Raw genomic sequence first — 17100 nt, 5'->3', positions numbered from 1 at the left:
TTAATCCCTACGCGCTAAAAGGGGATTCTGAAACGTCAAAAGAAACCATCCTATAAGGAATGCATCTGCATGGTCGGTTTGATCGGCATTGTTACCGTTTTTGCTACGGTGTTTGGTGGCTACCTGCTGGCGGGTGGCAAGATGGGTATCATTCTTAAGGCATTGCCTTTTGAAATGATCATGATCTGCGGTGCGGCCATCGGTGCTTTCGCGATCAGCAACGACGGATCCAGCATCAAACACACGCTCAAAGATCTGGGCAAGGTGTTCAAGGGCCCCAAGTGGAAAGCAGAGGATTATCGCGATCTGCTATGTATGTTGTTTGAATTGATCCGGGTGGCGCGCACAAATCCTGTTGCGCTCGAAGGTCATATTGAAGCGCCTGATACCTCAGCAATCTTTAGCAAATATCCCAAAATACTGGGGGATGGCGAAGCGATTGCATTGATTAGCGATACATTGCGCTCGGCGTCGATGAACTATGATGACCCGCATCAGGTCGAAGAAATTCTTGAGAAGCGCATTGAAGCGACCCTTCATCACAAGATGCATTCGACCCATGCCTTGCAAACCGTTGCGGATGGCCTGCCCGCCTTGGGGATCGTTGCGGCGGTTTTGGGGGTCATCAAAACGATGGCATCCATCGATCAACCGCCCGAAGTGCTTGGCAAGCTGATCGGCGGTGCGCTGGTCGGGACTTTCCTTGGTGTGTTTTTGGCTTACGGGTTTGTCGGACCATTTTCAAACAAGGTGAAGGCCGTTGTCGAAGAAGACGCGCATTTTCACCAGTTGATCCGGGAAGTTCTGGTTGCAAATCTTTATGCCCATGCGCCCAACATTTGTGTCGAGGTCGGTCGACAGAACATGCCCAGCCGCTATCGCCCGAGTTTTGCCGATATGGAGGATGCACTTAAGGCCACAAAGCAGGACGCTGCATGAAGGCATTTGTTATAGGAGTGGCTCTGCTATTTTGGCCCGTCATGTCAAATGCGGCACAAATTGATGTGCAGACCGGTGAACATGCTGATTTCACGCGGATTGTTTTGACGATCCCCGCCGGTGCCGAATGGCGTTTAGGACGACGCCCAGGTGGTTACGTACTTCAGATACCAGAGGCCGAAGATTTCGATCTGTCGGGGTTCTTCGATATTATTCCCCGACTGCGCATTCTTGATGTTTTCCAAAACGCAGATCGTGGCGAACTGCTCATCGACGTGACATGCCTTTGCAATGTGGACGCCTTTCTTTTTCGGCCAGATACGGTGGTTGTCGATGTGCGCGATGGACCACCGTCAGACAGGTCACTGTTTGAACGCCCACTCCGCCCGATCCCCGCGGATCGGCAGGCCGATATATTGCCGATCACAAATGGCGCAGCTTACCAAATCCCCCAGCGGCGGTTGATCCCGTTGTTTCCATCAAGCGCGCCATCGGCGGACGCCCCTGTACTTTCACTGGCAACACAGGCGCCAGACCTTGTTCTTTTGGACGCTCCAGCGGTCGCGGCACAGTCGACCCAAGATATCCGGGACGCAGTTTCCTCGCTTGAAAATGCAATTGCGGCGGGGTTGGGCAATGCGTTGACTGGGGGCTTGCTTGAGGGTGACCTGAATGTTGCGACGTCTACGCCGTCGGGCCTGGGCCAACGACTAGAGACAATAGCAGGATCTACCGAGGGGTTTCCAGGTGTCACCGCGAATACGAGCATTGATCCCGCCGCCGTTCCGGCAACAGACCCCGCTGCGGAGACCCAAACCGGTCAAACCTGTCTTCCAGACGCCTATTTCGACGTGGTATCATGGGGAGATGAGCAGCCATTTTTTGATCAACTCAATCCGGCGCGTCGTGCACTTGTGCCGGAATTTGACCACGTTGATGAAGAGGCTGTTGTCCGCCTTGCCCGTCTTTATGTCAGGTTCGGATTTGGACGAGAGGCAATACAAACGCTGAGTATTGATCAAGTCCAATCGCAAGAACGGCGGTACCTGACGGCAATGGCACGACTGGTTGATGGCGCTGCACCCGAAGCGGGGCTTTTTGAAGGTCAGGTCAGCTGTCCCTCACTTGCCGCGCTGTGGGCCGTTCTCGCGGCACCGGCGTTGCCGTTTGATGCCAAAGTCGACCGCATGGCGGTGCTCACGAATTTTCGCTCCTTGCCGAAGCAGTTGCAAGATATCCTGAGCACAAATCTATCCGAAAAGTTACTTGGGATTGGCGATACTGACGCCGCGTTCCAAGTTCTTGGTAAGACCGCGACAGATGACGCAGCAGACGCCGGTCGCGTCCTTGCCGATGCTGCCTTGTTGAATGCTTTGGGAGAGGACGCGGAAGCGGCGGACGTCATTTCAGCCGCAGCGCGGAGCAATCCGCGCACAACACCAGAGTTGATGACCCGGTTCTTGGAGGATGGAATAGAGGCAAATTTGCCATTCTCCGAGGCAGATTTCCTTTTGGCGGATGCGCTTTTGTTCGAACATGCGGGGACGCCGCAGGCGCACAAATTGGCAGCGGTGCAAGTGGACGCATATGTTGCGACCGGCCGCTTTGTGGATGCCCTCGCGGCGCTTGACACAATGTCATCGCATGTGGATGACGCCGTGATCACCGACAAGCGAAACGGTATATATACGGCCGTCGCCGAGGAGGCCGATGACGCTACTTTCCTTCGCCTTGCCGTGACCAACGAAGATCAGGGTTTGGCGCCAGCGGTCCGCCTCGCCGTCGCGGAAAGGCTTATCAATCTGGGGTTTCCAGAACGCGCGCGCCGCATGCTGAGCCAGCCAGCAGATACAGAAACAGCGCAAGAGCAACGCTATCTTCAAGCGCTTGCGGCACTCGCGCTGGGCCAGCCAGATGTCGCTGTTCAAACGCTTGCCGGGCGCAATTCGCAGAGAGCGCAGGACATATCCGCAAGGGCCGAGGTTGCCAACCGCACAAGAATGGCGTTGGTGCAAGACAGTCCAGAGCTTGCCACCGGGCTGCTTAAAAACTTGGATGACGATCAGTTCGGGGCACTATTGGGGCAAGGTGAAACGGAAACTGTGAATGCTGATATGCCCTTGACGCGTAGCCGCGCACTGCTCGAAAGCTCGGCGCAGTCGCGTGCGCTTTTGGAGGATTTGTTACAGAGTTTTGAGGCCCCAGACGCGTTCTGACTCGGCGTGATCATGATTGCGGTTTAGCAAAATGTTAATCGCGTTTGTCTACCCTAAGGCGCATAGACCCAAGCGTTGAAGGGATGGCAGAATGCCAATAACTGTAGGTCTGCGCACTTGGCCTTTCGTGTCGAAGCGGCGGCAGATTATCATTGCCAATCACGCTTGCGCTAGCGGCGTACGGGCGAAGGTTAGGCCACCCATTTGGAGCGCTGTGTCGCGCTTTTGGATCCTGGGATCGCGCCGATGACGGGTTTGTCGTTTCGCGATATTTTTCAACCGACGATCCTGTTGGCGATGGGGCTGATGGCGGTCATTGTGATGATGATCCTGCCAATGCCTGCTTGGGTCCTGGATATCGGGCTCGCCGCGTCGTTTGCACTGGCGATTTTGATGTTTACGGTCACGCTTTTCATTGATCGCCCACTGGATTTTTCCGCATTTCCGACCGTTCTTTTGGCATCGCTGGTTTTGCGGCTCTCGTTGAATGTGTCTTCGACCAAGCTGATTATTGGGGAAGGCCACACAGGAACAAATGCGGCTGGTGATGTCATTGAGGGTTTTGCGATGTTTGTCATGGGGGGCAGCGTCCTGTTGGGTCTTGTCATCTTTGCAGTATTGCTGATCGTAAATTTTGTGGTGATCAACAAAGGTGCCACGCGTATGGCAGAGGTCGGTGCGCGTTTTGCATTGGATGCGATGCCGGGCAAACAGCTGGCGATCGACAGCGATGTTGCCGCGGGCGCCATCGACCATCACGAAGCAAAAGCACGGCGCGAGCGCGAGCAGGCTGAAACGACGTTCTTTGGTTCACTGGACGGTGCCTCAAAATTCGTGAAGGGGGATGCCATTGCGGGTCTGTTGATCACGGCTCTTAATCTGATTATGGGATTGATTATCGGCGTCACCATTCATGATATGCCAATCGGTGCTGCGTTCGAAACATATGCTATTTTAACGGTTGGTGATGGTCTTGTGACGCAAATACCTGCTGTTGTGATATCAGTGGCATCCGCGCTTTTGCTGGCAAGGGGCGGTTCAACCGGGTCTACCGATCTTGCATTGGTGGCGCAGCTTGGGCGTCACCCCGCCGCACTGGCGACTGTCGCGATCTTGATGGGCCTGCTTGCCTTGGTCCCGGGCCTGCCGTTCATTCCCTTTGTTGTGGGTGCGTTCACCTTGGGCGGTTGCGCAGTTTTGATGTCGTCAGCGGCCAAGAAGGCACAAATGGCGCAGACGATTGTCGCGCCTGCTGAAGAGGAGACGTCTACCAAAAGCTCTATGGGCGATGTGCTTGATCTTGATGATATTCACGTAGAATTCGCCCCTGATCTTGTCGATATGGTGCTTGATCCCGGCACTGGATTGGATGCGCGTATTGCGAATATGCGCAGTCACGTTGCAACCGACTTTGGTGTGTTGCTGCCGGAAATCCGGTTGACTGACAATGCCGCACTGCCGCCGGGATGTTATGTGGTGAACGTGCAGGGTGTCGAACAGGTCCGTGATACATTGATCGCTGATCAGGTGCTTGCACTCATGTCTGATACGGGGGACGCCGATTTGATTGGCGAGTTGGTCAAGGAACCGGTCTTTGGCGCGCCGGCCCGTTGGATTGATCCATCCCAACAGGAAACTGCTGCGCTGGCGGGGCTGACAACGGTCCAACCGACCGAGGTTCTGGCGACCCATTTGCTTGAAATTGTCAAACGCAACTTTCCGCGCCTCTTGACGTTCAAGGCATTGCGTCGGCGGCTGGATGAGATGTCGAACCTAAGCGATCCTGACCGGGCAGAGGCAAACCGCCGCATGCTGGACGAACTGATACCGGACAAAGTGCCGATTGATGTGCTGTTGTCGGTGTTGCGCCTGCTATTGGAAGAACGTGTGTCTATCCGCAACCTGCCATTGATCATTGAAGCGACCGCTGAGGGGCGACAACTTTTCCAGACCGCTGACGGCATTACAGAACATGTGCGCCAGAGACTGGGGTTTCAGCTGGTCGCGAATATGCGGCGGCCGGATGGAACCATTCCGTTGGTGCAGCTGGCCCCGGAATGGGAAGATACGTTTGCGACCTACGAAATCCGATCTGATCGCGGGACAGGCGATGTCGCACTGCCACCGGACAATTTTAATCAATTGGCTGACAATATCGCGGAAAAGCTTGGGCAGGCGGCGGATGCGGGAACTTATGCCGCTGTTGTGACGTCAACGCGGCGACGGCGTTTTTTACGCACGGTCATGGCTGCCAAAGGCATTATGAACCCGGTTCTGTCATTTGAAGAGATTGGTATTGATGCGCGGCCCGCGCTGGTGGGGCTCGTCCCGACATGATGGACACGCTTCTAGGCATATTTCCCTATTCGCAATCTGTTTTGTGGTCAGGATTTGCCGTTTTCGTGCGGATCGGCGCAATGATGGCGGTTTTGCCTGTGTTCGGGGACCAGCCAGTGCCGACGCGGGTGCGGTTGGCATTGGCGATCATGTTCACAATGATTGTTGCACCTGCGGTCACGCTGCCGACCACGACGGTCCCGGACACCGTACGACAGTCAGCGGTATTTCTGGGGCCAGAAGTCCTCGCCGGGCTGTTCTTCGGTATATTCCTGAGACTTTTCGTCTTGGCATTGCAAATCGCGGGATCAATTGCTGCGCAATCGACGTCACTTTCGCAGATTTTCGGCGGCACAGCGGCGGTGGATCCGCAGCCTGCGATTGGGCACGTCCTGGTCGTGGCCGGAACGGCGCTGGCGGCACTGATGGGGCTTCATGTTTATGCGGCCAGTTACATGATTCAAACCTACGCGATCGTGCCTTTCGGCGTCGGACTGGCACCTGCTTTTGTCGCCGAAGTTGGCATCCAGGAAATAACGCGCGCCTTTGGGCTGGGGTTTACACTTGCGGCACCGTTTTTGATCGCATCGCTGGTGTATAACGTCGTTCTGGGTGTGATTAACCGCGCGATGCCCCAATTGATGGTGTCCTTTGTGGGCGCGCCGGCCCTGACAGCCGGTGGACTTTTGCTGTTTTTCCTGACCGCACCATTGATGCTGGTGCTTTGGTTTGCGTCTTTTTCCGCATTCATGGAAGCCCCTTTTGGCAGCTGGCCATGAGCGATCAGGAGCAGGATCAGGATAAGCAATATGAGCCAAGCCAAAAGAAGCTTGATGACGCCCGCAAGAAAGGCGAAATCGCACGCTCAACCGATCTGACGACCGCGGCATCCTATGCTGGGATGCTGCTGGTCATGCTCACGATTGGCCCCACGGCGCTGCAGGGTCTTGGAACAACGCTGTCCATCTTGCTGGAGAAATGCGCCCAGCTATCGCAGCTTGTCTTTGCGGGGGCGGGCACGCCCATCCACGGCGGAATCTTGCAGCAGGTCGGATGGGGTACGGCACCGTGGTTTGCGATTCCTGCTGTCTTTGCAATTGTATCGGTTGCGGCGCAGCGGGCGTTCTTATTCACCGGCAGCAAAGTCGTACCCAAACTCAACCGGATTTCACCCATTTCCGGGGTCAAGAATAAATTCGGGCGTCAGGGGCTGTTTGAATTCGCCAAAAGCAGCACAAAGCTGATCATTTATTGCGTGATCATGGGATTCTTTCTGGTCGGAGAAATCGAACGGATCATTGGAAGCATGCATCTGACACCGCGTCTGATTGTCGTTGAACTGGGTCAGATGATGATTGCGCTGATGGGGATCGTATTTCTGGTGGCTGTGGCCCTTGGGAGTGTTGATTTCCTTTGGCAACGGGCCGAGCACACGCGCAAAAACCGAATGAGCCGTAAAGAAATGATGGATGAGCTTAAGCAATCCGAAGGTGATCCATTTATCAAGCAACAACGCCGACAGCGCGGTCAGGAAATTGCAACCAACAAGATGCTGCTTGATGTGCCGACGGCTGACGTTGTCATCGTGAACCCGACGCATTTTGCGGTTGCACTCAAGTGGGATCAATCTGCTGCGCAGGCCCCGATCTGTGTCGCCAAAGGCGTGGATGAAACCGCAGCCCGAATTCGTGAATTGGCGCATGAACATGCTGTGCCGGTGCATTCTGATCCGCCAACGGCGCGGGCGCTTCATGCCGAGGTTGCATTGGGTCAGCAAATTGCGAAAGAGCATTATCGCGCCGTAGCCGCAGCGATCCGTTTTGCCGAAGACATGCGCGGGAAGGCACGCAAATGGTAGGGCAGAAAGATCGCTATGGGGCGCTTTGCAAGATAGCGGACCTCAAATATCAGACCCTAAAACTGGATATGGCAAAACTGCGCGAACAAGAGCGTGGCTTGCGGCAGAACCTGCGCGATCTGGCAGAAACGAAACGCGCGATGCCGACACCGTCGCAAAGTGGCGGCGGATTTGTGGCGGCGGTGGGCGTCGATCTGCGCTGGCATCAGTGGGTCGATCAACGGCGGACAACCATCAACATGGAACTTGCTCAAGTGATGGCCCAGCAGGAAGAATTACGCGTTAAATTGCGGCGCGCGTTTGGCAAAAGCGAAGTGGCAATGGCGCTTGCATCACAAGCGATGCAGCGGGACAGACAAAGCACACTGCGCCGCGCGGCCTACGAATCCTGACGGACGATATCAATCACCAGAACATCTGTGATGCGATCACCACTCACATCTTGAGCTGCGCGCAAGAGTTCGTTGCGCAGCGCACGCATCTGCGTGCCGCGTGTAAAGTTACCGGAAAAACCACCCGAATTGGCGTGGTCGAACATCACCTGCAAAAACCGGTCACGCAGCTTTGGTTCAGCCGCAAAAACAGCGGCCCTGCTTCCAACCGTGACCTCGAGATTGAGCGACATAACCACGAGTGCTGCAACAAGCCCATCCTCCAGAACAGGGATGATGAATTGATTGTTCAGCTTGGCATATTCCCGTTCTTCGCTTTGTTCGATGACGGGGGCCGGTGCAGGCTCACTGCCATCGCCCTCGTCCGTGATTTCGGTGGGTTCCACCGGTTCCGGTTCAGGCTTCAACATCAACCCGGCCCCCACGCCAGATCCGACCCCGACAAGCAACATAATTACTGGCAGCAACAAGGCTTTCATCGCACGCTCTCCTTTTCGGACCTAGAAGGGCATCAACCGTTCGAGGACCTGTTGACCGCCGCGGGGTTGCTGCATCTCGGTGATCTGACCGCGGCCACCATATGAAATGTGCGCAGACGCGATTTTGTCGTAGGTGATTTCATTCTGGCGGGTGATATCCTGGGGCCGGACGTATCCAGTGACGATCAACTCGCGCAGTTCAAAGTTTACGCGGACCTCTTGACGTCCGATGATCGCCAGCACCCCGTTTGGCAGAACTTCGGTGATCGTGACAGCGACCCGTAGCGTCAGCCGTTCATTTCGCCGCACACTGCCATCGCCTGAGCTGTTACTTTGCGAGTTCAAGTCGACGACAGACGCACTCGATGCCCCGTCGGGCAGCAGCCCATCCAAACGCTGCGGTATACCAAAGAGTTGTGAGAGCCCAGCCTGCTGTGACCCGGACCGCGACCGGTCGGATGAATTGGAAATCTCTGCCCTGTCATCAATTTCGATCACAACGGTCATGATATCTCCGCGCTGCATTGCGCGGCGATCGCCCAGCAAGGACCCGCGTTCGCCGGTCCAAAGTGACGCGCGCGATGATGGCCCCAGTGCTGTTGTTGCGATGGGTGCCGGGAAGCTAGGGTTTTGCATCGCGGCGCGCTCACTACTTTGCACGGCCGGGGTAAATGCTGGTGGAACGCCCACGGGGTTCGTGCATCCTGTCAGGATCATCAGGCCGACAACCGCCAGTTTGGGGATTGGGTTATTGTGAAACATACGCGGCCCCATTGTTACCTATTGTGGCGGATACTGTGGTCCGCGATGCGGTGTTCATCACGCGGATCATATCGCCGGGCCCGGCCCGGCCTAGCGCGCGACCTTCCGTTGAAATGACCAAACCATTGCTTTGATAGTGCAGTGGGATCAGCTGATTGCGTTCGACAACGGCTGGTGCACCAACATTTCCAACCTGTATCGGTCGTCCCGCAAAAAGCGCGACGCGGGCTTCCATGCCGATGATTTGGGTCGGATCGCTGAATGCACCGGGTACCGTTTGGCCGGTGACGATCAGGTCATCGGCAGCAATCACCGAAAGTGCCGGTATGGTACGCACAGCGACAACCGTGTCAGCAGCAGCAGCGCCGCAAAACAAAAGCAGCAACGGAACGTGACGGATCATCGCAGCTGCACCATCGCGCTCAGCATTTGGTCGGCGGCTGTGATGACCTTGGAATTCAGTTCATAGCCGCGCTGCGCTTCGATCAAATCCGTGACTTCGCGAACGGGATCAACCGAGCTGTCCTCAAGATAACCTTGTCGCAATACCCCCAGACCATCTTGTCCCGGGGTGCCAACAGCAGACGGGCCAGAGGCGCCGGTTTCGAGAAACAGGTTTGATCCGATCGCTTCCAGCCCTTTGGGGTTGGTGAAACCGGCAAGTGAAAACTGCCCCAGCAGCTGCGGTTGGACCTCATCAATGAAATAGCCAAAAACCTCGCCTTCGGCATTGATCGACAGGGATCGCGTGTCGCGGGGCACGGTGATGTCCGGCACCACGGGATAGCCGTCCGACGTCACAATCAGGCCATCACCCGTCAGCTTCAGCGCGCCGTCGCGGGTATAGGCCGACACCCCCGATGGCAGGGTCACTTCGAGGTATCCATCACCTTCGATCGCAAGATCCAGATCGCCGCCGGTTGCGCCAAGGGATCCCTGACTTAACATCACTGATACCGCGGTTGCACGGACGCCAAGGCCCAGTTGAATGCCGGTGGGCAAAACGGTGCCATCGGACGCATTGATCGTGCCGGGTCTTGCCACCTGTTGGTAATGAAGGTCGGCAAATTCGGCCCGCCGGGCATTGTAGCCCGTGGTGTTCATATTCGCGAGGTTATTGGAGATGACCTCCACTCGCATTTGTTGCGCGGTCATGCCGGCGGCCGCGATTTTCAGTGCGCGCATGCGTCGTCTCCCTTAACTGCTACGGATTGATTCAATGACACTGCGGATGCGTTCATCTTCTTTGTCGACAAAGCTTTGGCCCAGTTCATAGGCGCGTTGCACTTCGATCATGCGGCTGATTTGGAGGATCGGATCGACGTTCGAATCCTCAAGAAACCCCTGCAACATCCGCCCATCGGGGGCGGGCGCAAACCCACCACGCGCTTCGAACAAGACGCCACTTTCGCGCAGCATCTGATTGGGGTCGTTCGGTTGAACAAGGCCAATTTGCCCAATCGGTTGTCCCGCCGCGCTGACCGTGCCGTCGGGCGAAATGCCAATACGTCCGACGCCCTGCGGCACAAACACCGGCGCGCCGCCAGCATCAAGAACGCGGTTGCCATCTGCCGTGACAAGATCACCGTTTTCATTTGGCCTGAAAGCGCCCGCGCGCGTCAGACGTTGGCCGCCGGGGGTTTCAATCAGGAAAAACCCGTCACCCTCGATCGCCAAATCAAATGTACCGCCGGTTTGCGACAAGGTGCCTTGGCGCATTACCGTATCTCGTACCGTAGCAGTCGCCATCGAGAGGGATTTCGCGTCAGGGCCAAGGGCCTTTACATGTTCAGCAAACATGACTTTTTCGGCCCGAAATCCTGCCGTAGATGCATTGGCGATATTGTTCGCCAGAACTTGCATCTCGTTCATCAGGCCCGATTGGCGCGTCAGTGCGGTGTAAGAGGCATTATCCATGATCTATCCACCCGCGATGATAGGAATGAGCGTCTTTTGAAACAGCGCCACAAGGGTTTCGGACATGAATGCCATCGTGATCCAGAAAACGCCCACGATTGCCGCCAGTTTGGGCACAAATGTCAGCGTCATTTCCTGAATTGATGTCAGCGCCTGAAACAGACCAACAACCAGACCGGACGCCAACGCGACCGTCAGGATTGGGATCGAGATCATAAAAGCAACCCAAAGGCTTTGCCGCAATGTATCGTAGAATACAGCCTCACTCATCATACCGGCATTCGCAGGATTTCTTGATAGGCTTCGACGACACGGTCACGAACTGTCACGGCGGTTTGGACCGCTAGTTCTGTCTGCGCCAAAGCGGCGACCAATGCATGCGGATCTGCGCCGCTTGTCATGGCTTGCAGGGCGGTCGCCTCGCTGGTTTGCAAGGTCGCGGCAAAGTCTTTCGCGGCGTTTGCAAACATCCCTGTGCCGGTTGTTTGCTGTGGCGCGATTGCGGATTTTCCCGCAGCATAATTCTGGGCGACGAGTGAGCTGATATCCATATGCGTTTTCCTTATCTGCGAAGTAGATCCATCAAGGCCGAAGACATTTGCCGGACCTGATCAAACATTTTGAGGTTGGCTTCGTAGCTGCGCTGCGCCTCACGCGCGTCAGCAATTTCGATCAAGAGGTTCACGTTTGAGCCGTCATAGTGACCTGTGGGATCCGCCAATGGGCTGGATGGATCGTAAATGCGCGTCAGCTCACTTTGATCAAGCCTGAGCGGCCCGGTTTCGACCGCACCGGTGCGTTGACCAAGATCCACCATTTCCTGAAAGGAAATGATCTTGCGCTGATAGCCCGGTGTGTCCGTGTTTGCGATATTTTCGGATACGTGACGCAGCCTGTTGGCCTGCGCCTTCATACCACTGGTCGCGACCGACATCGCGTCACTGAAATCTGTCATGGCAATCCCTTAATTGCGCCCAAGGCTGGTGCGGATGACTGTCATCGTGTGCCGGTAAATGGCCAGCGCGCGGTTATGCTCGCGGCTGACGGCGACCGACTGCATCATTTCATCTTCAATGGAAACGGTGTTGCCGTTCGGCGATGGCGTGCCTGTATCGACAGGGTCGCGGGGTGCCGTTGTTTTGCCCGCCTCTGTTTGCAGGTGCCCGGGGCGGGTCACCTGCATGCTGATACGTCCATTGCTGCGATAGACATCGCGGAAAGGCGCGATGGTTTGGGCCTGAAAACCTGGGGTGTCAGCGTTGGCAATATTGCGTGCGACAACCGCCTGCCGTGCGCCGGCATGACGGGCCATCGCGCTGGCTGTTTGGAATAAATCCAAGGAATTATGCATCGGGGATTCTCCCTCGTTTGGTTTCAACGAAGGATTAAGGGTGATTCCTTAAGAAGAGGTGTGCGGTTAACCAACAAGGATAGAATATGCAGAAAAACACACTGGATTTGATGCGATTTGCGGTGGGTTCTCTTGATGGGATGCATGCCGTTGGGCGCGTTGTCGGGGTGTCGGGCGGCACGCTTCAGGTGACATCGGCGCATCAGGCGATTTGTCTGGGGGATCGTGCACGCATTCATAGCCGACATGCTGTGCTCAGTGGTGAAGTGGTGCGGCTTGGTCAGGCCAGCGTGCATGTCCTGGTCGACGGTGAAACCGACGGTATTTCCATTGACGACCGGGTTGTTCTGGACGCCGCACCCAGGTTTGCGCCTGATCACAGTTGGATTGGCCGCATCATAGATCCGGATGGAATGGCGCTTGATGGCGCACCGGTACTGGCTGGCACAGACGTAGGACAGTTGTATGGGCCAGCGCCCGCATCACATGCGCGTCGTGCCATGGGACAACGGCTAGAAACCGGGCTTGCCGTTCTGAACACGCTTTTGCCAATTGTCCGGGGCCAGCGGGTTGGTCTGTTTGCCGGTTCCGGTGTGGGGAAATCCACTTTGCTGGCTGACCTTGCGCAAGGGGTAGAGGCCGATGTCATTGTGATCGCCCTGGTTGGCGAACGCGGGCGCGAGGTGCGGCACTTTGTAGAGGCGGTTCTTGGCGCCGATGGCATGCGCCGCGCTGTTGTGGTCGCGGCAACGTCTGATCGGGCCCCGCAAATTCGCAGGCGCTGTGCACCCGCTGCGATGGCCGTGGCTGAATTTTTTCGCGACCAAGGCAAACAGGTCTTGCTGCTGATCGATTCAGTGACGCGTTTCTGCGAGGCGCATCGCGAGGTTGCGGTCGCAAACGGCGAAAGTGCGAATTTGCGAGGCTTCCCTGCGTCCACTGGCCCAGCAGTCGCGCAACTTTGCGAAAGGGCGGGCCCTGGTGCGGGGTCCTCTGGGGATATTACGGCGGTGTTCTCTGTTCTTGTGGCCGGATCAGACATGGAAGAACCGATCGCTGACATGCTGCGCGGTATGCTGGACGGGCATGTCGTTTTGACCCGGGCATTGTCCGAAAAGGGCCATTTCCCAGCCATTGATGTGATGCAATCGGTGTCCAGATCACTGCCCGATGCGGCAACTGCGCAAGAGAACGCGATTATTTCCAACGCAAGGCAGTCGCTCAGCACCTATGCAGAGGCTGAGCTGATGATCCAGTCCGGTTTGTATGCTGCTGGGTCAGATCCAAAAATCGACTCCGCGATCCGATGCGCGCCAGCACTCGAAGCGTTTCTGACAACCAAGGACCAGCGTGGAACATTGGCGCATTTTGCAAAACTACGTCAGGCACTTTCAAGTGGGCCAATGCAGCAGAGTGAACATACCGAAACCGCCGCCTAGATCGGATATGGCAAGGCTGCGTATCGGTCGACTATCAGAGTTTTCGCGCACAGTTCTGAAGGAATAGAAACCGTCAAAAGTCAGAAACTCACAGACTGCCGCTGCTGGCCTTTTCGACACTGTAGGCAGTCCAAGGTCCGTCAGCCAACCCTGCCGAAGCGCGGTGCGTTCTGCAAAAGTGTCAGTGCGGTTGAACTGCCTGTTGCCGCAGAAATTTCGGCGGCTTCAGCGCGGATCAGAAAGAGGCGGATAAGTTTCTCTTGTTGGTCGGGATCGGAAAAGTCGGCAACCTGATCAGTACCGAGTACGGCCTGTGCACGTTCCTGGAAAATTTCGCGCTGCTGATCGAGATCGATGCTTGCAATGCTCGTTGGCAAGCCCAGCGCGGTTTGAAAAACTGATCGTAATGGTGCGTTGCCCATGATTGAAAACCACTGGCCGACATTTGTGCTGTTTCGCTCCAAAATGTCGCCAATTCCGTCACTGACGTTAAGCGCCAGCCGCAAGTCATTGTTTTGATCGCCAACGGCGCGCGCAAATTGCTGCGTTTCGAAGCGGTCGATGATTTCATCTGGAAAGCTGCTGAGGATCGTACGACCAACGGGCAAATCACCAAAGCCAAATGCGGCGCTAAACTCTTCATAACGACTGTCGGCCAATCGATTGGCAAGCGCATCGTCGGCGGTCGTACCGTCCTCCAAAATCTTACGAATAAAGAAGGTGTTGTTGATATCATCATCAAGACCAAAGGCACCAAGCGCGACCGACAAAAGCTGGCGGTCGTTGACGAGGTCGGCGGCGCTGGTGATGTTGCCAATATTCTCTCGGAAATAGTCAGTTGCGCGTGCAATGGGTTGGCTTTGGGCAAACGTGGTTTGCTGCGCCTCCATTGTACGCTCCAGAAAACGCCAGCCGACATAGCCGGTCAAGGGGACGACTGGTTGAAAGCTCATGACGTGTGGGTCGCCAGCAACCGGGCTTCGCGTGGAAGCAAGTTGCGCAACGACTTGAGTGTGCGATAAAAATCCATGCGTCCGACGGCATTGGTCGCGGCATCCAGATGAATGCGGCTATCGGCATCCATCAATGCTTGGCTCAGCTGTTCGATACCACGCAGAATTTGCAGTTTAGCATCCTCTTCGGTGACGTCGCCGGACAACACCAGTTGCGCGATATAGCAAACCCGTCTGACTGGCGTATTCACTTCGTCCGGACGAATAGCATCCCGCAAACGCAGAATATTGGCGTTTGGTGTGAGGATCGACAGGCGGCTGCGACGGTCGCCGTTTTCAATCACGGCACCGTTAACGAGGACGCGTTCTTTCGGGTTAAGCTTAAGCACAAGGCCTGACATTATGTCGCCCCCTGGCCGGTCAAACCACGCAAGATGGCTGTATTGATGTCAATCAGTGGTGTCAGTTCAGCTTCGCGGCGGATGACCAATTGCGTATGTTTCTCGGTGAATTCGGCCAGATAAAAAATCTGTGCGCGCAACTGTTTTGGCAGCGCATTGTCGGCATCAGCCACATCAGCAGCCATGGTTGTCCACATGCGCCGGTTCTCGTGAAGGGCACGGACCAAAGCAGGGAAGTCTTTGCGATCACCGGTGTCTGCTTTGCGAAGGCGTGCCGTGATTTGGCTAATTAACTGCGCCTCAACGGATCGCTCATCGCGGGCGATCATCTGCGTGGGTGCATAGGCTTGTTTGGCTTGTTCAATAACGTTCACGAGTGGTCCTTTCGGGGACAAGGTCGAACGAGACGCGGTTTTACCGCGCCGCAAAAAGGGGTGACGCCACCGAAGTGGCGTCACTCATGTCGTTACCGGAACAGCGACAGAATTGTCTGTGGCGCCTGGTTGGCGATGGACAATGACTGAACACCAAGCTGCTGCTGCACCTGAAGGGCCTGCAGACGTGCCGAGGTCTCTTCCATGTCCGCATCAACCAATGCACCGATGCCAGATTTCAGTGAGTCCGTCAGATTCGAGATGAAATCAGACTGCGTCTCGATACGTCCCTGGCTAGAACCGAAATCAGCGGCAGCATCGATTGTCGTATTGATATATGTCTCAATATTCGCAAGCGCGGCGGCGACACCTTCATCAGTTGATACATCAAGCCGATCCAGACCAACCAGACCGCCAGTGGCTGTACCGTCTGCGGCACCTGCATCTGTCAATGTCTGGGCAGCCCCGTCATTGTCAATCTGCAGGACCCAGGCGCCAGTTGTCTCATCCTGGCGAACACGCGTTTCGATGTTTTCGATACCTGCACCATCAATGACTGTCTTCAGACCGCGCGCGACATCTTCGAAAGTTTCGTCAGGGCCTGCGACATAGTCATAGCTAACGCCGCCAACGGTAGCCCGATAACCGTCACCTTCGGACACACCGGCGGTGGTCGAGAATTCAAGCTCTGACGCGCGAGCCGTAATCGTCTGAGAGTTGTCGGTTGCGGCTGCTGAGGTCGCGCCGTTGGCTGTCAGCGCAAATTCTGCTGCACCGGTACCACTTGTGTTCACTTCGACCGCATCGAATTTCGATGTGGACGCAATGCTGATTGTCGCGGTGTTGACCGTTGCCGTGATATCTTCGATGCCGGCGGCGTTGATTGCTGCAGTCAGACCAGCAGCCAGATCGTTCACCGCTGTCGTCGTCGTGGTGAAGCTGACAGTTTCACCTGAAACCTGGAAGTTGTACGTTTCTCCGGCGACAATTGTGCCGGATACAACAGCATCCAAGACGTTCGCACCGTTTGAGAAGGCGTCACCAGTCCCATCAGCGGCCAGGTTGCCACCAAGTGTTGTTGTGACGTTCGCGCTAAGGTCTGCACCCGGACCAAACACACCGTTGTCAAAGCTAAGGTCCTGACGGGACACAGTGATATTAGAGGAGGTCACAGTCCCATCACTGGCACGGTCAAGTGACGACAGAATGTTCACGCTGTCGGTGCCTGCCAACATGTTTAGCCCGTTGAATTGAGCAGCACCAACAACCGATGCGATCTGGTCAGAGAGGGCGTCAACGTCTGATTGCAGCTTTGTGCGGTCAACATTCTCGCCCTGAGCGGCCACGATCTTTTCTTTCATGTCATTGAGAAGATCGGTCACCGTTTCAGCGCCGTTGCGTGCCACGGCCACGGATGAACCGCCCAAAGACAAGCTTTCAGAAATCGCTTTGAAGCCCTTCACGTCCGATTCCATGACTTTGGAAATCGCCCAGACGGCAGAATTGTCTTTTGCGGAGCCAACTTCCTTACCGGTAGAGATCATGGCTTGGGTTTTGTTGAGATCCATGTTGATGGATTTCAGCGTTTGAAGCGCGACCATCGCGCTGTTGTTCGTCAGAATACTGGACATATTTCATGGCCCTTTATATTTGGCGCTTTGCGCCGGGTTGGTTTGGGAATC

At 55.8% G+C, this 17100-nt stretch carries 20 protein-coding genes; 7 read left to right on the top strand and 13 right to left on the bottom strand.

Features of this window, described 5'->3' with window-relative positions; translation table 11 throughout:
• The first annotated feature begins 69 nt into the window (after positions 1-69).
• The 6 genes from motA (at position 70) to ACZ1G5_RS07920 (ending at position 7742) form a co-directional block, all read left to right on the top strand.
• Entirely contained in the window at positions 70-939 is an 870-nt protein-coding gene (gene motA / locus ACZ1G5_RS07945; protein ID WP_472732326.1) for a flagellar motor stator protein MotA, read from the top strand.
• A complete protein-coding gene (locus ACZ1G5_RS07940; RefSeq protein WP_472732325.1) occupies positions 936-3155 on the top strand; it encodes a hypothetical protein in 2220 nt (739 codons plus the stop codon). The genes motA and ACZ1G5_RS07940 overlap by 4 nt, the downstream gene beginning before the upstream one ends.
• Positions 3156-3401: 246 nt before the next feature.
• Positions 3402-5492: a flagellar biosynthesis protein FlhA gene (gene flhA / locus ACZ1G5_RS07935; protein WP_472732324.1), complete on the top strand. Its 2091-nt coding sequence runs from the start codon at positions 3402-3404 to the stop codon at positions 5490-5492.
• On the top strand, positions 5492-6271 hold the full coding sequence (locus ACZ1G5_RS07930) for a flagellar biosynthetic protein FliR (protein WP_472734295.1): 780 nt from the start codon (positions 5492-5494) through the stop codon (positions 6269-6271). Before flhA ends, ACZ1G5_RS07930 begins: the two co-directional genes overlap by 1 nt.
• A complete protein-coding gene (locus tag ACZ1G5_RS07925) occupies positions 6268-7350 on the top strand; it encodes an EscU/YscU/HrcU family type III secretion system export apparatus switch protein (RefSeq protein ID WP_472732323.1) in 1083 nt (360 codons plus the stop codon). The genes ACZ1G5_RS07930 and ACZ1G5_RS07925 overlap by 4 nt, the downstream gene beginning before the upstream one ends.
• A complete protein-coding gene (locus ACZ1G5_RS07920; RefSeq protein ID WP_472732322.1) occupies positions 7344-7742 on the top strand; it encodes a hypothetical protein in 399 nt (132 codons plus the stop codon). The genes ACZ1G5_RS07925 and ACZ1G5_RS07920 overlap by 7 nt, the downstream gene beginning before the upstream one ends.
• Here ACZ1G5_RS07920 and ACZ1G5_RS07915 read toward each other — a convergent pair.
• The 9 genes from ACZ1G5_RS07915 to ACZ1G5_RS07875 are packed head-to-tail and all read right to left on the bottom strand — an operon-like array spanning position 7730 to position 12251.
• Entirely contained in the window at positions 7730-8221 is a 492-nt protein-coding gene (locus tag ACZ1G5_RS07915) for a flagellar basal body-associated protein FliL (RefSeq protein ID WP_472732321.1), read from the bottom strand. The two genes, ACZ1G5_RS07920 and ACZ1G5_RS07915, sit on opposite strands and share 13 nt — an antisense overlap.
• Positions 8222-8242: 21 nt before the next feature.
• On the bottom strand, positions 8243-8983 hold the full coding sequence (flgH, locus tag ACZ1G5_RS07910) for a flagellar basal body L-ring protein FlgH (protein ID WP_472732320.1): 741 nt from the start codon (positions 8981-8983) through the stop codon (positions 8243-8245).
• A complete protein-coding gene (gene flgA / locus ACZ1G5_RS07905; protein WP_472732319.1) occupies positions 8970-9386 on the bottom strand; it encodes a flagellar basal body P-ring formation chaperone FlgA in 417 nt (138 codons plus the stop codon). The genes flgH and flgA overlap by 14 nt, the downstream gene beginning before the upstream one ends.
• Positions 9383-10168 carry a flagellar basal-body rod protein FlgG gene (gene flgG, locus ACZ1G5_RS07900; protein ID WP_472732318.1) on the bottom strand — a complete coding sequence of 262 codons (786 nt, stop codon included), beginning with the start codon at positions 10166-10168 and terminating at the stop codon, positions 9383-9385. The genes flgA and flgG overlap by 4 nt, the downstream gene beginning before the upstream one ends.
• Before the next feature lie 12 nt (positions 10169-10180).
• Positions 10181-10900 (bottom strand): flagellar hook-basal body complex protein, encoded by a 720-nt coding sequence (locus ACZ1G5_RS07895; protein ID WP_472732317.1) that lies wholly within the window; start codon positions 10898-10900, stop codon positions 10181-10183.
• 3 nt (positions 10901-10903) lie between these two features.
• Positions 10904-11173, bottom strand: a complete 270-nt coding sequence (locus tag ACZ1G5_RS07890) for a flagellar biosynthetic protein FliQ (protein ID WP_472732316.1) — start codon at positions 11171-11173, stop codon at positions 10904-10906.
• Entirely contained in the window at positions 11170-11451 is a 282-nt protein-coding gene (gene fliE, locus ACZ1G5_RS07885; protein ID WP_472732315.1) for a flagellar hook-basal body complex protein FliE, read from the bottom strand. Before fliE ends, ACZ1G5_RS07890 begins: the two co-directional genes overlap by 4 nt.
• A gap of 11 nt (positions 11452-11462) precedes the next feature.
• A complete protein-coding gene (gene flgC / locus ACZ1G5_RS07880; protein ID WP_472732314.1) occupies positions 11463-11855 on the bottom strand; it encodes a flagellar basal body rod protein FlgC in 393 nt (130 codons plus the stop codon).
• Between the two features lie 9 nt (positions 11856-11864).
• Positions 11865-12251, bottom strand: coding sequence for a FlgB family protein (locus ACZ1G5_RS07875; RefSeq protein ID WP_472732313.1), 387 nt, complete (start codon positions 12249-12251; stop codon positions 11865-11867).
• 86 nt (positions 12252-12337) lie between these two features.
• On the opposite strand from ACZ1G5_RS07875, the gene ACZ1G5_RS07870 reads away from it, so the two are divergent.
• Positions 12338-13690: a FliI/YscN family ATPase gene (locus ACZ1G5_RS07870; RefSeq protein WP_472732312.1), complete on the top strand. Its 1353-nt coding sequence runs from the start codon at positions 12338-12340 to the stop codon at positions 13688-13690.
• Between the two features lie 140 nt (positions 13691-13830).
• Here ACZ1G5_RS07870 and ACZ1G5_RS07865 read toward each other — a convergent pair whose 3' ends face one another.
• The 4 genes from ACZ1G5_RS07865 to ACZ1G5_RS07850 all read right to left on the bottom strand — a co-directional run bounded on the left by ACZ1G5_RS07865 (position 13831) and on the right by ACZ1G5_RS07850 (position 17049).
• Entirely contained in the window at positions 13831-14643 is an 813-nt protein-coding gene (locus ACZ1G5_RS07865) for a DUF1217 domain-containing protein (RefSeq protein ID WP_472732311.1), read from the bottom strand.
• Entirely contained in the window at positions 14640-15044 is a 405-nt protein-coding gene (gene flbT, locus ACZ1G5_RS07860; protein WP_472732310.1) for a flagellar biosynthesis repressor FlbT, read from the bottom strand. Before flbT ends, ACZ1G5_RS07865 begins: the two co-directional genes overlap by 4 nt.
• The gene (gene flaF, locus ACZ1G5_RS07855; RefSeq protein ID WP_472732309.1) at positions 15044-15418 is read right to left on the bottom strand and encodes a flagellar biosynthesis regulator FlaF; all 375 of its coding nucleotides are present in this window, start codon (positions 15416-15418) and stop codon (positions 15044-15046) included. The genes flbT and flaF overlap by 1 nt, the downstream gene beginning before the upstream one ends.
• A 92-nt stretch (positions 15419-15510) precedes the next feature.
• Positions 15511-17049: a flagellin gene (locus ACZ1G5_RS07850; protein WP_472732308.1), complete on the bottom strand. Its 1539-nt coding sequence runs from the start codon at positions 17047-17049 to the stop codon at positions 15511-15513.
• Positions 17050-17100 lie beyond the last annotated feature (51 nt).

The organism is Yoonia sp. JB2-21 (assembly GCF_055693545.1).
Note: the sequence above shows the minus strand (reverse complement) of the source record. Positions and strands in the feature narration are given on the sequence as shown.

Bases quoted from the DNA above. Each gene is read 5' to 3' on its own strand.
- motA (WP_472732326.1), top strand. From the start codon at position 70: ATGGTCGGTTTGATCGGCATTGTTACCGTTTTTGCTACGGTGTTTGGT.
- ACZ1G5_RS07940 (WP_472732325.1), top strand. From the start codon at position 936: ATGAAGGCATTTGTTATAGGAGTGGCTCTGCTATTTTGGCCCGTCATG.
- flhA (WP_472732324.1), top strand. From the start codon at position 3,402: ATGACGGGTTTGTCGTTTCGCGATATTTTTCAACCGACGATCCTGTTG.
- ACZ1G5_RS07930 (WP_472734295.1), top strand. From the start codon at position 5,492: ATGGACACGCTTCTAGGCATATTTCCCTATTCGCAATCTGTTTTGTGG.
- ACZ1G5_RS07925 (WP_472732323.1), top strand. From the start codon at position 6,268: ATGAGCGATCAGGAGCAGGATCAGGATAAGCAATATGAGCCAAGCCAA.
- ACZ1G5_RS07920 (WP_472732322.1), top strand. From the start codon at position 7,344: ATGGTAGGGCAGAAAGATCGCTATGGGGCGCTTTGCAAGATAGCGGAC.
- ACZ1G5_RS07915 (WP_472732321.1), bottom strand. From the start codon at position 8,221: ATGAAAGCCTTGTTGCTGCCAGTAATTATGTTGCTTGTCGGGGTCGGA.
- flgH (WP_472732320.1), bottom strand. From the start codon at position 8,983: ATGTTTCACAATAACCCAATCCCCAAACTGGCGGTTGTCGGCCTGATG.
- flgA (WP_472732319.1), bottom strand. From the start codon at position 9,386: ATGATCCGTCACGTTCCGTTGCTGCTTTTGTTTTGCGGCGCTGCTGCT.
- flgG (WP_472732318.1), bottom strand. From the start codon at position 10,168: ATGCGCGCACTGAAAATCGCGGCCGCCGGCATGACCGCGCAACAAATG.
- ACZ1G5_RS07895 (WP_472732317.1), bottom strand. From the start codon at position 10,900: ATGGATAATGCCTCTTACACCGCACTGACGCGCCAATCGGGCCTGATG.
- ACZ1G5_RS07890 (WP_472732316.1), bottom strand. From the start codon at position 11,173: ATGATGAGTGAGGCTGTATTCTACGATACATTGCGGCAAAGCCTTTGG.
- fliE (WP_472732315.1), bottom strand. From the start codon at position 11,451: ATGGATATCAGCTCACTCGTCGCCCAGAATTATGCTGCGGGAAAATCC.
- flgC (WP_472732314.1), bottom strand. From the start codon at position 11,855: ATGACAGATTTCAGTGACGCGATGTCGGTCGCGACCAGTGGTATGAAG.
- ACZ1G5_RS07875 (WP_472732313.1), bottom strand. From the start codon at position 12,251: ATGCATAATTCCTTGGATTTATTCCAAACAGCCAGCGCGATGGCCCGT.
- ACZ1G5_RS07870 (WP_472732312.1), top strand. From the start codon at position 12,338: ATGCAGAAAAACACACTGGATTTGATGCGATTTGCGGTGGGTTCTCTT.
- ACZ1G5_RS07865 (WP_472732311.1), bottom strand. From the start codon at position 14,643: ATGAGCTTTCAACCAGTCGTCCCCTTGACCGGCTATGTCGGCTGGCGT.
- flbT (WP_472732310.1), bottom strand. From the start codon at position 15,044: ATGTCAGGCCTTGTGCTTAAGCTTAACCCGAAAGAACGCGTCCTCGTT.
- ACZ1G5_RS07850 (WP_472732308.1), bottom strand. From the start codon at position 17,049: ATGTCCAGTATTCTGACGAACAACAGCGCGATGGTCGCGCTTCAAACG.